At 62.2% G+C, this 14,352-nt stretch carries 17 protein-coding genes; 5 read left to right on the top strand and 12 right to left on the bottom strand.

The window, feature by feature from the left end; genetic code table 11:
* Positions 1-23 precede the first annotated feature (23 nt).
* Positions 24-2,516 (bottom strand): translocation and assembly module lipoprotein TamL, encoded by a 2,493-nt coding sequence (gene tamL / locus OIS50_RS04415; RefSeq protein WP_461657600.1) that lies wholly within the window; start codon positions 2,514-2,516, stop codon positions 24-26.
* A gap of 12 nt (positions 2,517-2,528) precedes the next feature.
* Here tamL and OIS50_RS04420 point away from each other — a divergent pair, with 12 nt between their 5' ends.
* The 3 genes from OIS50_RS04420 to OIS50_RS04430 are packed head-to-tail and all read left to right on the top strand — an operon-like array spanning position 2,529 to position 4,023.
* Complete coding sequence (locus OIS50_RS04420; protein ID WP_264693118.1) at positions 2,529-3,278, top strand: TrmH family RNA methyltransferase; 750 nt, start codon at positions 2,529-2,531, stop codon at positions 3,276-3,278.
* A 56-nt stretch (positions 3,279-3,334) separates the two neighbouring features.
* A complete protein-coding gene (locus OIS50_RS04425; RefSeq protein ID WP_264690537.1) occupies positions 3,335-3,694 on the top strand; it encodes an IS1 family transposase in 360 nt (119 codons plus the stop codon).
* Positions 3,695-3,711: 17 nt separating this feature from the next.
* Entirely contained in the window at positions 3,712-4,023 is a 312-nt protein-coding gene (locus tag OIS50_RS04430; protein ID WP_264690536.1) for an IS1 family transposase, read from the top strand.
* 145 nt (positions 4,024-4,168) lie between these two features.
* Here the strand turns inward: OIS50_RS04430 and OIS50_RS04435 are convergent, their stop codons facing one another.
* The 5 genes from OIS50_RS04435 to OIS50_RS04455 all read right to left on the bottom strand — a co-directional run bounded on the left by OIS50_RS04435 (position 4,169) and on the right by OIS50_RS04455 (position 9,281).
* Entirely contained in the window at positions 4,169-5,293 is a 1,125-nt protein-coding gene (locus OIS50_RS04435) for a PorT family protein (protein ID WP_264693119.1), read from the bottom strand.
* A 54-nt stretch (positions 5,294-5,347) separates the two neighbouring features.
* Positions 5,348-6,232 carry a hypothetical protein gene (locus OIS50_RS04440; RefSeq protein WP_264693120.1) on the bottom strand — a complete coding sequence of 295 codons (885 nt, stop codon included), beginning with the start codon at positions 6,230-6,232 and terminating at the stop codon, positions 5,348-5,350.
* Positions 6,213-6,788, bottom strand: coding sequence for an RNA polymerase sigma factor (locus tag OIS50_RS04445; protein ID WP_264693121.1), 576 nt, complete (start codon positions 6,786-6,788; stop codon positions 6,213-6,215). Before OIS50_RS04445 ends, OIS50_RS04440 begins: the two co-directional genes overlap by 20 nt.
* A 426-nt stretch (positions 6,789-7,214) precedes the next feature.
* Positions 7,215-7,580 (bottom strand): CoA-binding protein, encoded by a 366-nt coding sequence (locus tag OIS50_RS04450; RefSeq protein WP_264693122.1) that lies wholly within the window; start codon positions 7,578-7,580, stop codon positions 7,215-7,217.
* A gap of 135 nt (positions 7,581-7,715) precedes the next feature.
* On the bottom strand, positions 7,716-9,281 hold the full coding sequence (locus OIS50_RS04455; RefSeq protein WP_264693123.1) for an NAD(P)/FAD-dependent oxidoreductase: 1,566 nt from the start codon (positions 9,279-9,281) through the stop codon (positions 7,716-7,718).
* A gap of 224 nt (positions 9,282-9,505) precedes the next feature.
* On the opposite strand from OIS50_RS04455, the gene OIS50_RS04460 reads away from it, so the two are divergent.
* Positions 9,506-10,138, top strand: coding sequence for an NAD(P)-dependent oxidoreductase (locus tag OIS50_RS04460; protein ID WP_264693124.1), 633 nt, complete (start codon positions 9,506-9,508; stop codon positions 10,136-10,138).
* A 67-nt stretch (positions 10,139-10,205) separates the two neighbouring features.
* Here OIS50_RS04460 and OIS50_RS04465 read toward each other — a convergent pair whose 3' ends face one another.
* Together OIS50_RS04465 and OIS50_RS04470 are read right to left on the bottom strand one after the other, a co-directional pair.
* Positions 10,206-10,679, bottom strand: coding sequence for a hypothetical protein (locus tag OIS50_RS04465; protein ID WP_264693125.1), 474 nt, complete (start codon positions 10,677-10,679; stop codon positions 10,206-10,208).
* 78 nt (positions 10,680-10,757) lie between these two features.
* Positions 10,758-11,747, bottom strand: coding sequence for a tryptophan 2,3-dioxygenase family protein (locus tag OIS50_RS04470; RefSeq protein ID WP_264693126.1), 990 nt, complete (start codon positions 11,745-11,747; stop codon positions 10,758-10,760).
* 405 nt (positions 11,748-12,152) lie between these two features.
* Here OIS50_RS04470 and OIS50_RS04475 point away from each other — a divergent pair, with 405 nt between their 5' ends.
* Positions 12,153-12,950, top strand: a complete 798-nt coding sequence (locus OIS50_RS04475; RefSeq protein WP_264693127.1) for a hypothetical protein — start codon at positions 12,153-12,155, stop codon at positions 12,948-12,950.
* A gap of 75 nt (positions 12,951-13,025) precedes the next feature.
* On the opposite strand, the gene OIS50_RS04480 is transcribed toward OIS50_RS04475, so the two are convergent.
* The 4 genes from OIS50_RS04480 to OIS50_RS04495 form a co-directional block, all read right to left on the bottom strand.
* The gene (locus OIS50_RS04480; protein WP_264693128.1) at positions 13,026-13,178 is read right to left on the bottom strand and encodes a hypothetical protein; all 153 of its coding nucleotides are present in this window, start codon (positions 13,176-13,178) and stop codon (positions 13,026-13,028) included.
* A 90-nt stretch (positions 13,179-13,268) separates the two neighbouring features.
* Entirely contained in the window at positions 13,269-13,556 is a 288-nt protein-coding gene (locus tag OIS50_RS04485) for a hypothetical protein (RefSeq protein WP_264693129.1), read from the bottom strand.
* Positions 13,557-13,568: 12 nt separating this feature from the next.
* Positions 13,569-14,000, bottom strand: coding sequence for a hypothetical protein (locus OIS50_RS04490; RefSeq protein ID WP_264693130.1), 432 nt, complete (start codon positions 13,998-14,000; stop codon positions 13,569-13,571).
* A 48-nt stretch (positions 14,001-14,048) separates the two neighbouring features.
* A complete protein-coding gene (locus OIS50_RS04495) occupies positions 14,049-14,300 on the bottom strand; it encodes a hypothetical protein (protein WP_264693131.1) in 252 nt (83 codons plus the stop codon).
* Positions 14,301-14,352: the final 52 nt, after the last annotated feature.

Genomic DNA, 14,352 nt, shown 5'->3' on the forward strand with positions numbered 1-14,352 from the left:
CCAAGCCTGGCGTTACAAAGTTTTTAGAACGGGTACCCAATACCTATGTTCAGGCGCAGATTGTTGCTGCTGGCCGTGTTGAAAATGGCCGCTTTGGGCAATACAAAGCGCTGCCCGGCCGCTTGCGTAGGATCGTACACTTTGGCGGCAAAATCGAGGCGCACGATCAGGAACGTGAAGTCGAGGCGTAGGCCGAGGCCGGAGCCCACCGCGAACTCCTTGTAGAAACGGTTGGCTTCGAAGTTGGCACCGGGGCGCTGTGGGTCGGCGTCGAGCGTCCAGACGTTGCCGAAGTCGGTGAAGGCCGCGCCGTAGATGTAGTCGTAAATGGGAAAGCGGTATTCGAGGCTGCCTTCGAGCAGCAGCTCGCCGGGTTGCTCAATCGACTCGCTGCGCACCAACTGCGGGTTGCGGTACGAGCCCACGCCCAGGCGCCTAGGTAGCCAGGCGCGCACGCTGGAGCCGCCCCCCGCAAACATGTACCGGTCGTAGGGGATAATGGCCACGGAGCGGAAGGGCTCGGCAGCGGAATCGCGGATTTGGGTGCGCGTAAGGGCCCGGGCCAGGCCGGCGTTCAGGCGCCATACCAGAAACTGGCGCGAAGTCAGCTTATGGTAACAGCGGTAATCGGCGCTAAGGCGCAGAAAATCATAGACCTTAATGTTGGTGTTGCGCTGCCCGATGCGCCCTGCCGATAGCTCATCGGTACGGGTGTAAAGGCCCCGACCTAGGCCCCCGATTTCGGCAAACAGCCGGAGGTAGCGCGCGTCCTGGGTTTGGTTGAAATCGTTGGTGTTGTAGAGCATGGTGGCATTGGCGCTGGGCACCAATACCGATTGAAAGCTACGGAGCAGCGCCTGGCCGTTGGGCTGGCGGCCCAGCCGCACCCGAAACGTGTCGTCGATGGCCGACGTGTTGATCAGGCTGATGTCCAGCGGCGTCAGAATAAACTGCTTGTAGGCGCTGTGCTGCCAGATGTAGTCGTAGGTAAACTCCAGGTTGGTGCGCGTGTACTCCTGGCGTTTTACGTAAGTGTAGGCGGTGCTGAGGCGGGTGCGGGGGCTGTAGCGCGTAAACAGCTGGTTGGAGTGCCAGGGCAGCAGAAACTGGGGCAGCGTGAGGTTGATGTTGCCGCCCAGCTGCGTGGTGCGCTGGTTGCCTACCTGCCGCCCCTCGTTGGCGTCGTTGGCCAGAATGTACTGGCCTTCTAGGCCTGCCCGCAGGCCGATATCCAGCACCTCGGCGCCGCCGAAAGCATTGCGCACCCGCACCCGAAAATTACCGAAGGGCCCCGGCAGGCCTGCTACGTAAGTGCCGCCCAGTTCGGTGGTTTCCTGAAACCGCTTCATGGGCGTGGTGCTGATCGTGGCATCGAGCTGGCCGAAGCGGGCCGAATCGGCCGAGGCCGCTACTTTCTGGTAATTGATGCCCGCAAACCGAAACACATCCATGCCGGAAAGCTGGCGCTGTGTTTGGATGGTGTTCTGCAGGCTGTACCGGTCGCCGGGGCGCACGGCCAGCTTGCGGTCGAGTATACGGGTGCTGAAGCGGTGGTTGAAAGCCAGGTAGTACACGCCGTTGCGCTGCACCGTATCGCGCTGAATGCCAAAGCGGTTTATGCCCGCATCGGTAACAAAACTGACTTTGCGCACCGAGTACAAGCGGTGCGCTGGCTGGCCGGGCGGGTTGGCTACCTGCAGCAGCAGGCGCACGGTGTAGGGCGCGTAGCTGGTGTCGGCTTCGAGGGTGATGTACTGCTGCCGGAAATCGTAGTAGCCGGCGTTTTTTAGCACCGCTTCGATGCGCGAACGTTCGCGGCCGATCAGCTCCTCGTTGTAGGTTTGGCCTACGCGCAGCAGCGAGCGGCTCGAGTCGGTGCGGATGGCGTGGGCGACGGCCGAGTCGGCAATGTCGTAGCGCAGCTCGCTCACCTGAAACGGCTGTCCTTCGTGAATGCGGTAAGTAACGGTTACGCGGCGGTTTTGGGCGGTATCGGTGGCCTGCACCCGCGAGCGAAAATACCCGTGCGAGCGGAGGTAGATGCGCATCTGGTCGGCCGTTACGCTCGTCAGGGTCGAGTCGTGTATCACCGGGGCCTGCCCCAGGCGCATAATGGCGTTGCCCTGCTCAATTACCTGCTGCTGGTGCTGCACCTTTCGCTCGCGCTTCTGCAGCAGCTTGCCCACGGTTACCGAGTCGGTGCCGGCTTCGGCGATAAGGGCGGCGTAGCGGGCGCGGGTAGCCTGCAAACGGGCTTCGGCGCGCTCGGGGCTGTAAAAGGTGTAGCCGAGGTTATAAATTGCGAGCAGCGGAACCGGAAACTTGCGGTTGGGCTCCTGCCGGTAGAGGGCCGCCAGGGCATCGCGGTCGGCGCGGCCCACGCCCTCCAGCTTTACTTCGGATAGCAATTGTTGGCGGGGACCCAGTAGCCGCATGGGCGAACAGCCCGCCAGCAGCGTTGCCGATACAATACCTAACGTTGTCCAGGAGGCCTTGCGAGGCGGCCAGGGTAGCATCACAAACAAAGAATGGTTTCGAAAGCCGTTGCCAAGTACGTGCAGCAACTGCACCAAAAAAAATATCGTCAGCGCACGGGAGCCTTTTTGGTTGAGGGCGCAAAAAGCGTGCGTGAGCTGCTAAGTTCCGGACTTCAGGTGGAACGGTTGCTGCTCACGGCTGAGTTTGCCGCCGCGCCCGGCCTTCCGCCGGCTCCCAAAGGCGTGCCGGTCGACATGGTTTCGGCGGATGAGCTGACCCGCTTAGGTACCCTGCAGCACAATGACACGGCCCTGGCCGTGGCCCGCATTCCGGAGGAAGCGCCGCTGGCGGCCAAGCCCGGCCACCTGCTGCTGGCCCTCGACCAGGTGCGCGACCCCGGCAACGTGGGCACCCTCATCCGGCTTGCCGATTGGTACGGCCTGGGCGGAGTGGTGTTGTCGGAAACCTGCGCCGATGCCTGGAACCCCAAAACCGTGGCGGCTACCATGGGCTCGTTTACGCGGGTGCGGGTGTGGCAACGCGACCTGCCCGAGTGGCTGGCTCACCTGCCCAAAGACCTACCCGTGTACGGCGCCGATTTGCACGGCGACAACGTGCACCGCCAGCAGCTTACCCCCAAAGGCGTACTGGTAATGGGCAGCGAGTCGCACGGGCTTACCCCCGAGGTAGAAGCCTGCCTTACCCAGCGCCTGCACATTCCGGGGCAAGGTGGCGCCGAAAGCCTAAACGTAGCCATTTCGGCCGCCATCCTGCTCGATAATTTCTTCCGGCATCTGTAAGCAGCCACTCTGGTACTGGCATTGCTACACCGCGTAGATTCAGGTAACTTGGCCGTATGCAATGTACTCGGTGTGGCAGTGACTCGAACTGCAAAAACGGGCTGATGCGGGGCAAGCAGCGCTACCGCTGCCTGGCCTGCGGCTACAATTACACGGGCGGTGTGGGCGTGGCCTATCCGGACGAGCAGCGGCAGTTGGCGCTCAAGCTGTACCTGGAAGGCCTGGGCCTGCGCGCCATCGGGCGGGTGCTGGGCGTGTCGAACGTGACCATCCTGCGCTGGGTGCGGGCGTACGGCCAGCGTGCCCAACAGCAAGCGACCGACGCGCCGGGGCAGGCCGTGCGCATCGGGGAAGTGGACGAGTTGCACAGCTACGTGGGGCAGAAAAAAACGCCTGTTGGGTCTGGCTCGCGGTAGACCGGGAGCGAAAACAGGTGCTCGATGCCGTCGTTGGCGCCCGCGACGAGGCGACCGGCGCCCGGCTGTTCGCCTCGTTGGCCCGCCACGCGTTCCAACTCGTGTGCACGGACTACTACCGGCCGTACCGGGCCTTGGTGCCGATCCACTTGCACTACCGCAGCAAGGCCGAAACCACTTCGGTGGAGAGCTGCAACAGCTTGCTGCGCCACTACCTGGCCCGCTTCCGCCGCCGCACCAAGTGCTACAGCAAGTGCAAACGCATGCTGCTGCAAGCTGTCCTGCTGCTACGCGCCAAGAAAAACGGCACCTTAGCTATGCTGCTGTAGCAATGCCCTGGTACTGAACTGCACCAGGCCCCTAAACGAGCAAGCGGCCAGCGGAATACCCGCTGGCCGCTTGCTGTTTGCCGGAGCCCTAGGTGCCTGGGTCAATTACTGTGGCCAAGAGCAAGCACCTAGGCTGTTGGTTCGGCTAGAAAACCGACGTGAGGCCGAAGCTGAGCACCTGGGCTTTGGGGCCGCGGTTGTCCTTGAACAGCTCGTTGAGGTTGTACTTGGCAAACAGGTTGAAGTTGTGCACACCTAGGGTACCCGTGAGGCCGTACTGGAAATCCTCCAGGTTGTAGGAGCCGCGGTCTTTGTCTTTGTTGGTGCGGCCTTCGTTTTCGTACTTAATCTTGGTGTGCGAGCTGAGGCGGTACCCGGCAAAGCCACCCGCGCCGATGCGGAACGTCTCCTTGCCTTCGTTGTTGCGCAGGCGCAGCGTAATGCCGGCCGGCAGGTTGAGCGTCGTCATGGCCAGCTTGCTTTTCTCCAGGTCGCGGTTCTGCGGATCGTCGATAATGGCGGTGGTCCGCTGGCCGGCCTCGGCCAGCACTTTGTTGCCTTCGAACATGAAGTTGTTGAAAGCAATTTCAGGGCCCAGGTGCAGGTACACCGGGCTGTTTTTGCCGGCCCGCGTCCAGTACTGCCACTTCAGGGATACGTAGCGCGAACCCCAGGGGCGCAGGTCGAAGCTTTGGTCGCCGGGAGCGTCGCCGCGGTTCGTGAGGGCGTTCAGGCCCACATCCACGCCAAAGTCGCTGCCGCTGAGCTTTTGTTGCTTAGCTACGCGCTTGGCCTGGTCGAGGGAGTCGTTTTTGGCCGAGGTGCCCAGGCGCACCGACACGTGGTCTTCGCCTTTGTCGTCGGTCGATTCTTCCACCGTCACGCCAAACACGCGGCCCATGGTTACCTCTACGCGGTCGGTGCGGGGCTGCTGGCCGCGCACGGTTACGCGCACCTGCTCCGGAGCGGCTTTGCTGGTGGGTTTGTCCTTAGCCGGGTAAAACTCCATGGTTACCTGGCCGTTGGCCGATTTGGTGCCGGCGCGTTCGGCCTGGGTAATGTAACCGTCGAGCAGCACCATCAGCGAGTCGAGTTTGTAGGCCCGCAGCTCGCGCAGCTGTTGCTTGTTGCGGGCGTAGATGGTCATCGACACCTGGTTGGGCAGTTTTACCACAATGGTGTCGTCGGGGGCGGGGGCGGTGCCGGCGTGGGCCACGGAGCTGGCCAGGAGCAGGCCGGAAAGAGCAGCGAGAAACGAAGCAGGTTTCATAACAAGCAAGGGCGAAAAGTCGGGAATGGGAGGAGGAGAGGGCGTAAGCCGGGCTTACAGCGCAATGGTTTTGGTAAGGGTGCGGTTGCCCACGTGGGCCTGCAACGTGAGGGCAGGGTTAGCGGGCAGGCCAACTTCCGTCAGGTCGGGTTTTTCGCCGCGGGCGATTTTGCCTACCTGTTTGATTACGCCGAACACCGTGGGCCGCGTCCGGCCCTGCGGGGTAGTTTCGGCGGCCGCCACGGCCAGCGCGGCCGGTTGCTGGCGTACTTCCACTTCAATAGGCCCCACAATGGGCTGGCTGACAGCTGCTACTGCCGGAGTGCTGCTAGCCGGTGCCAGTTCGGGCGAAGAAGTGAGGGCCGGCGCCGGAGCCTGCACCGCACGAGCCGCAAGGGCCTGGGGCTCGACTTCGGTAGCCCGCACAGGCACAACGCCCGTGGCTTGGCGCTGGCGCGCTGCAGCGCGCTTCGTGCTGGCCAGCATAAGCTGTTCGTTGCGGGCCGGCTGGGGCTCGGCTTTGTGCGTTGGTGCGGCGGGCGTGGCTGCTTTGGCCAAAGCTCCGGAGGCTTCGGAGGGGGCAGCTACGGCCGGTGCCTGGGGCGCGGCGCCTAGGTTGGGTTCGGTACCAGAGCCAACCGGGGCAGGGGTTTCGGGGGTAGTATTGGGGGCAGGTGTGGCAGTGTTGGAAGCCAGCGGGGCAGTGGCCGAAGTTCCTTGTTGGGATATGCCGCCGGTGCGCCACATCAGCCAGCCGCCGCCGGCTACCAGCAGCAGGGTAATGGCCGCCGCTACGGCGTACATCCAGAAGCCGCCGCGGCGTTTTTCTTCCTGCGGCTCGAGCTGCTCCTGCAAATCGTACCACAGGTTGGCCGGGGGAGGCGTTGGGTGCTGCTCCAGCTTGTCCCGAAACAGCTTATCAATATCTTCCGGTCGCATAATATTCTTTCGGTGAGGAGGTGGATGCCTGGGCCGAGGCGGCGCCGAGGCGGCGCTGCAGCATGGCCCGGGCCTTGCTGAGCTGCGATTTGCTGGTGCCCTCCGAAATGCCCAGCAGCTCGGCAATTTCGGGGTGGGTGTAGCCCTCGATGGCGTAGAGGTTGAACACCGTGCGGTAGCCGGCAGGCAGCTCGTTGAGCAGCTGCATCAGGTCGGCGGCGGCCAGGTCGCTGTCGGCGGTGGCCGCGGTGGCCGGCACGTCGGTTACCATGTCGTCGATGGCCAGGTGCAGGGGCTCTTTGCGGCGAAGCTGACCTAGGGCCTCGTTGACCATGATGCGGCGAATCCAGCCTTCGAACGAGCCTTCGTGGCGGTACTGTTCAAGGGCTCTGAACACCTTCACGAAGCCCGTAAGCATAGCTTCTTCGGCATCGGCGCGCTGGCGCAGGTAGCGCAGGCACACCGTCAGCATCAGTCCGGCAAACTTCTCGTAGAGAAGCTTTTGCGCCCGGACGCTGCCTTGCCGACAAGCACTTATGAGTTCAACTTCGTTCACAGCTCAGAAAGGTAGTGGTAGGGCAGTAGCGTTGTCGTTTGGTGGTAAGATGGAAGCCGCGGAACAGCCGTTGCCTGAGGCAGCGAAAAAAGTTGCAAGCCAACTAAGCCTTTTGGTTAAGTGATTGATAATCAATAAAAAAAATATATATTCATTAAGCTAGTACACCAACAGAAACACAAAGCCCCGGCAACGCGGGTCGCCGGGGCTGATGAGCTAATTGCCAGGAGCTGTCAGAGAAGTCATTTTGCACTCCCTGAACGCAGTGCTGAGCGCAGTCGAACCGAAGGAAGGCGCAAGCCAAGCATCTCTGCTGATAGTAATCTACTATTCGACGAAGCGGTAGAGATGCTTGGCTACGCCGACCTGCGGTTCGACAAGCGGACGCCAGATGAAGCAGGACGTTTTATTCTTTCAGGGCTCCGTCTAGTAATTGCCAACCGAAAGCATCACCAGGGTGCAGGCTTCGAGCGTCTGAATGCCTTGCGCCTGGGCCTTCTTCTCCAGCTCGTAATTTTCGGTGCCGGGGTTGAAGATGATGCGCTTCGGCTTAAGGCCGAGAATGTAGTCCTGCCAGGCGGGTTGGTTTTGCGGGCCCACGTACAGCGTCACGGTATCTACACCCTCTACGGCGGGCTTATCGGTATGAATGTCGAGGCCGGCCACCTGGCCTTTGCGGATACCCACCGGCACTACGTCGTGCCCGTAGCTTTTCAGCCGGTTCACGGCCTGGAAGGAGTAGCGCGAGGGATTATCGGAAGCGCCGATGACGACAGTTTTTTTATTAGCCATGTTCGGAATAGGCCACAGGGCCTAGGTGCGGTTTGAGAAATCAACTACGGTAGGGCATATACGCAGGCAACCGCAGACTTGGCTACCGCTGCCCGGCACCCAGGGCCGGGCCGGGCGGGCGCCTGCAACGCGCCCCTACAGCGTGGCCAGCGCGGCCTCGGCGCACCGCTCGCCATCCATAGCCGCCGACACAATGCCGCCCGCAAAGCCCGCGCCCTCGCCGCACGGAAACAGGCCGCGCACCTCCGGGTGCTCCAGCGTTTCGGGCAACCTAGGGATGCGCACCGGCGCCGAGGTGCGGCTCTCCACGCCCACAATCTGGGCCGCGTTGGTGGTGTAGCCCGGTATTTTGCGCCCGAAGGCTTTAAAGCCCTGGCGCAGGCGGTCGGCCAGCACGGGGCCCAGCACCTCGTCCATCGGCACCGACACGAGGCCGGGCTGGTACGAGGTTTCGAGCAGGCTGCGCGAGGTTTTCTTCTGCACGAAGTCGCCGAGCAGCTGCGCCGGGGCCAGCTGCGTGTTGCCGGCCAGCTGGCAGGCGCGCTGCTCAATTTCCTGCTGCAAGCGCAATCCCGCCATCACGCCGTAGCGCTTCAGGTCCATGTCGTCGGGCTCGATGGCCACCACAATGCCCGAGTTGGCAAAGCGCGAATCGCGGCGCGAGGGGCTCATGCCGTTCACTACCACCTCGCCCTGGGCCGTGGCCGCCGGCACGATAAACCCGCCCGGGCACATGCAAAACGAAAATACGCCGCGCTGGCCGCCCGGCCCATCGGTTTGCTGCACCAGCGAGTACGAAGCCGCCGGCAGCTGCCCGCGGTCGGCGCGGTGGTACTGGGCCTGGTCGATGAGGACCTGCAGGTGCTCCACGCGCACGCCCAGGGCAAACGGCTTGGCCTCGATGCGCACCTGGCGGCGCAGCAGCAGCTCGTAAATGTCGCGGGCCGAGTGGCCGGTGGCCAGAATTACCGCGTCGCCGGTTATTTCCTCGCCCTGGTGCGTAACTACCCCCCGAATGCGGTTTTGTGCCAGCAGCAAGTCATCAACCCGGGTTTCAAACCGCACCTCGCCGCCGTGGTCGATGATGCTCTGGCGCAGGGCCTGCACCACGTAGGGCAGCTTGTTGGTGCCGATGTGCGGGTGGGCATCAACCAGGATTTCGGGCGTGGCCCCGTGCTGCACCAGCAGGCGCAGGATGCGCTGCACATCGCCGCGCTTTTTGGAGCGCGTGTAAAGCTTGCCGTCGGAGTAGGTACCCGCGCCGCCTTCGCCGAAGCAGTAGTTGGAGTCGGGGTTCACGAGGTGCTCCTTGTTGAGGACGGCCAAATCGCGGCGGCGGGTGCGCACATCCTTGCCGCGCTCCAGCACCACGGGTTTCAGGCCCAGCTCGATGCAGCGCAACGCCGCGAACAGCCCGGCCGGCCCGGCGCCCACAATAACCACCCGCCGGGGGCTGTGCGCCACGTTCTGGTACTGCACCCAGGGGCCAAACAGCTCGCGCGGCGGCGGGGTTTGGTATACATCGGCCCGCAGGCGCACGCCCACGTTGCGGCCGCGCGCATCAATGGAGCGGCGCAGCAAGTGCACAAAATCGGCTTGGCCAGGTTTCAGGCCGGCGGCCTCGAGGAGGGCCCGGTAGCGGGCCAGTTCGTCGTACGCCTCGGCCGGCGACAACACAATTTCTACTTCGCGTTTCTGCATGAAAGGCGGCGGAAGGGAGTTAGGCCTTCAGGCCGGTAAGGGTTCAGACAGCAAAAGTACGGCGGGTGTTCCGAATGGCGGCCCTAGGTGCGCGGCATGTTGGGAGGGGTGGGGCCTGAGCAAAGGTATGGCTGGGGCGTACTGCGGCGCCTACTTACTAAACAGTAGGTACCCCCTAGGTCGTTTGTTGCTGAAACCAACCCACAACCCTCGGCAGAACCCCCATGAAAACCCTTGCCCTCTTCGGCGCCACCGGCAAAACCGGCCGGCAGTTTCTCGACCAGGCCCTGGCCGCCGGCTACCGCATGCGCGCGCTGGTGCGCGACCCTGCCAAGCTGCCTGTGCAGCACCCCAACCTCGAAGTTATCGGCGGCGACGTGCTCAACCCCGACGACGTAGCGCGCACCGTAGCCGGCACCGAGGTGGTGGTGAGCCTGTTCGGCCACGTAAAAGGCTCGCCCGAGTGGCTGCAAACCAACGGCACGCGCCACATTGTGCAGGCCATGCAGCAGCACGGCGTGCGCAAAATCATCAGCCTTTCGGGCGGCGGCCTGCCCTACGAGCAAGACCGCCCCAAGCTGCCCGATTACCTTATCCGGGGCATCATGAAGCTGGCCGTGCCCAAGGTGCTGAACGACGCCATCCGGCACGCCGAGCTGCTGCAAGCCAGCGGCCTCGACTGGCTGATCGTGCGCGGCCCCCGGCTTACCGACGAGCCCCGCCGCGGGCAGTACCGCGTGGGCTGGGTGGGCGTAAACGCCAGCACCAAAGTAGGCCGCGCCGATCTGGCCGCCTTCATCCTGCAGCAGGTGGAGGACAACGGCTTTGTGCACAAAATGCCCTTTGTGAGCTACTAACGCCCAAAAGCACCCAGGGCCCGGCTGCGGCAGCCGGGCCCTGGGGCGGGGTAGCGGGGCAAACCACCTAGGCGTTGCGCGGGGCTTGCTTTTTGGCTTTGTAGTAGAGCGACAACCGGTCGTAATACTTGTTGGCGCCCTGGTTGCGCGAATCGAGGCGCTGGGCCATCAGGAAATAGCGGTGGGCACCGGCCGCGTCGCCTTTTTCGCTCAGGCAGGCGCTGAAGCCGTAGTACACGTTGCAGTTCGTCGAGTCGAGCAGCCAGGCCTGGTTGAAGCGCTTGACGGAAGTGGAGAAGTTGTTGTCGTAGAAGTAGCTCCAGCCCTGCACCACGCAGCTTTCGGAGGCGGCGCGGCGGTCGTTGTTGTACTGGCGCAAGGCCGAGGCGATAAACTCCTGGTCGAGCTGGCGCAGGGCCTTGCTCTTGACGATGCCGCCGTACCTGGGCAGCGAGTTGATGCCTTCCTTGGCCTGGCCCATGGCGGGCACGCGCAGCAGCGCAATGCTTAACAGTAGTAACGGATACGCCAGACGCTTCATAGCCACATAATTAGCAAGTGCTCAAAACAATCGACCCAACCCGCCAAATATAACGAGGCGGGTTGGGTCGTTGGTATTTTATTTCGGGCTTTCTGCGCCAATTTCCTCCAGCACCTTCTCCACCCAGCTTTTGCCCCAGTCCTCAAACTCGTGCTCCGACCACAGCTGGGGGTAAAAAATGCGCTTCTGAAACTTGGGCGGCAGGTACTTGCGCCAGTTGGTGCCGCCCGTGGCGGGCACCGCGTCGCCGGCTTGCCGCTCCAAGTAGCGCACCGCCGATTTGTAGTGCATCAGCGGCCAGTTGATGTTCACGTTCACGTCGAGCTGCTTGAGCTGGCGCACCAGGCGCGGGTGGCGGCGGTCTTCTTCGGGCAGGCGCTGCACCACGGCCCACACGTTTCGCTCGCGGAAGCGCTGGGCGTGGGCCGAAAGCTGCTCGTGGTATTTCTGCTCGAACTGCACGAGCGTGAGCGTTTTGGCGCCGCCTTCTTCGAGCGTGGCGCCCGCCTTCCAGTAAATGCAGCCCATCAGCTCGTCGTGGGCGGCGGCTTCGCCCAGCAGGCGGCGCTTTTCCTTATCGAGCAGGTTGTTGAGGGCCGTGGAGGCAATTTCAATGTAGCGGTACTGCACCGATTGAAAGCCCGAAGCCGGCATCAGCGACATGCGGAACTGCAGGAACTGCTGGCGGTCCATGCCGTCTACCATCACATCAAACGAGTTGATGAGGTTTTCGAAGTAACGGTTGATGCGGCCCAGGCGCAGCACCAGCTCACCTAGGGTGGGCTGCTGCAGGTCGCCGATTTGCTCGTACTCGCACAGGCAAAGCTTAAAGTAGAGCTCCGTAATCTGGTGGTAGATAATGAAGATCTGCTCGTCGGGGAAGTTGGTGAGCGGCCGCTGCAGCGAGAGCAGCGTGTCGAGCTCGATGTAGTCCCAGTAATTGACGTAGTCGGCGTGGTACAAACCCTCGAGGTACGCTGCCAGATCCTGGTTATCGGCGGCGTACTTTTCCTGTAGGCGCCGCAGTTGGGTGAGTACCGCGGGCGAAAATTCTTCTTCTAAGGGCATGAAAGCGGGGTGGCGGGGTAAGGAGGTGGGGAAGAGTGGGTGGGTTCGCAAAGAACGAAAAACCCTACAAATTGGCCACGCCCAAGCAACGTTTGGGTGGGTTGCGGCATCGGATAGTTGCGGCCCCGCAGGCGGCTGCGCCCTAGGTGCTTTGGGCCGGGTTGGTTTTGTGCACCGGGGCAGTACCTTTAGCCCGCATTATGGCTGAGAAAAGCAGTATGTCAGTGCGGATACTGGCCGCCAACTACTTGCGGGCATTTTCCGCGTTTGGAACAACAGCGGGTAAACTTTTTCCTGTTTGTTCTTGAAACAGTTAAAAACTTCTTGCCTCTCAGTTCGTATTTCGCGTACTTTGCTTTCACGCTACCGTTCCTATCTACCCAACCTTCTCCAACACGTTACCCCATGCCAACCACCCTTACCCCGCCCAACGTGGCCGCCCGCAACCGGCAGCGCCGCATCACCGACAAGGACGCCAAGAAACTTGAAACCTACGAAATCGACTTCCGCTTCGTGCGCGAAGTCGAACGCCTCGAACGCGAGGGCCGCGTCCGCTCCCGCGTTACGCTCGAAAAAGATTTGGGCATGAGCAAGGGCACCATCAGCACCGTGCGCGCCGGCCACCGGGGCGTCGGGGCCGAGCACCTGAAGCGCCTGAAGGAAAAATACAACGGGGATTACCACTACATCCTCTTTGGCTTCAAAGACCCGCACGATACCAGCGGCCCGCTGCGCATGGGGCGCCGCCTCGACGTGCATGTGCCCTACACCCTGCGCTACGCCGCCCCGGCCGCGTGGAAGTGCGGGCCGCGCCCCGAGGAAGATGCTGCTCACTACCCCGACGACCCGCAGAACGAGCTGCACCCGTGGCGGGTGAGCGGCAAGCCCGAGAAGCCCCAGCCCATCGCCCCCGAGCAGGCCCCGAACTACCCGGCCATCATCGCCGCGTTGCGCTCGTTTGAGCAGCAGCGGCGGGGCTTAGTGGGTGCGCCCGAGGTGGTGTACTACCTCGCCACCAACGCCAAGCAGATCGAGGGCATTGAGCTGGTGATCGAGGAGCGGGGCTACGCCAAGGGCCGTGCCTACCGCGCCATCAAGGCCGCGTGGCACGAACTGCTGCGGGTGCTCGGGGAAGAAACGGGTGTCGGGGTCAGCACGGGCCACGCGCCCACGCCCGACGCCCGCCTCGTGAGCATTGGCTAAGCCAGCAGCATACGAGAAAAGCCCGACCGAAAGGCCGGGCTTTTCTATTGGTGGAGAGTGGTAAGCGGGGGTTAGTTACAGAATAGAAACCTGATTGGAGTGGTGAGGCCGGATTACCATAGTAGAGTCGTCGCCCGCCTTGGTAATAATAAGCTCGCCATCGAGGCCAATCTGAATACGGTAAGTAAGCTCGCCATCCGCGCGCTCAATGTGCAACGTGCTAGGCATGTGGTGAACTTGGCGCTTAGGGTGCGCGCGGCTTCCGGTGGCAATGGTAAAATCGTTGTGCGAGTACTGCATAGCGGGTTTAGTAAGCGGTTATCGCTCGGTAAGTTTTTGCAGGATGATGTCGAACGGGCTTGGTTGCGTCGCCTTCCAGGCTTGGTAGCCGTCGGCGGTATTCCACGTCCATTGCTTGCCGTCGTAGTAATGGCAAACCGTTTTGCGCTGCGTGGCCTCGGCTAAGCCGGCTGGATCAACATGGGCTTGCGTGTTCATGTACTCGCACAATTGCTCATCGCTCATGGCGCGCACCTTGGAAAAGCGGGGCACGGTGATTGGCCCGATGGGGCTGGGTACAGTGCCCCAATCGTTGTCTTGGTTCATGGTCGAGCGGGGTTAGTATGCGTTTTGAATGCGGTTGGCAGCGGTCAGTAGCTCGTTGCGGAATAGTCCGCAATTGCACTTTTTACGAGCTAGCACAATTTTACGTAGTTCTCCAAATGGGTAAGCCTGCTGCCGGTCGAGCCGGTTAAACTCGTAAAAGCGGCTTACCTGCTGCGGGTTTAGTCCGAAGGATACGAGCAGGGCCGGCGTTACCTGCGTAGCGTCGATCTGCGCCTGTTTCTGCTGATGCTCGGCAATGGCCTGGCGCACGAGCTGCGCGGCGTGCTGGTGCGTGGCGGCCGTGGCTTGCTGGCCTCGGTAGCGCACGGCAAACAGCGGGGCCTCACCGGGTTTGGTCAGGCGGGCAACGTGGGCCTTGCCGATGGTGTGCAGGGGGAATACGCGCCAACCTTGGTGGCGGTAAGCGGTGAAGGGAGTAGGCATAAGCGGGTGCGCGTAACGTGGCGCGGCGAAATTCGGGGGTTAGTAGGGTTAAAGGGTTTTGAAAGTACCGTCAGCGGTTTCGCGGTAATGTACGAGCACGCGGCGCCGCTCCCAATTGTCTACGCGCAAGATGTGGCGGTAATTGGTTTTAATCACATTGCCCCGGTAGGTGCATTTGCGCACTACTATAAGTTTGCGGCCGGCTATTTCAACGTAATGCTCTTGCCCGATAGTATCGCCTACTACATTGGCAATGCTTTCGTACGTGGCGTTGGTGGGGTCTAGGGTAATAACGTGCATCAGGTGGTGCCGGTAACGCTCGGCGGCGAAAAGTGAAAATCGGTTGAAACGG

It is taken from the genome of Hymenobacter sp. YIM 151858-1 (assembly GCF_025979705.1).
Lineage (GTDB): Bacteria > Bacteroidota > Bacteroidia > Cytophagales > Hymenobacteraceae > Solirubrum.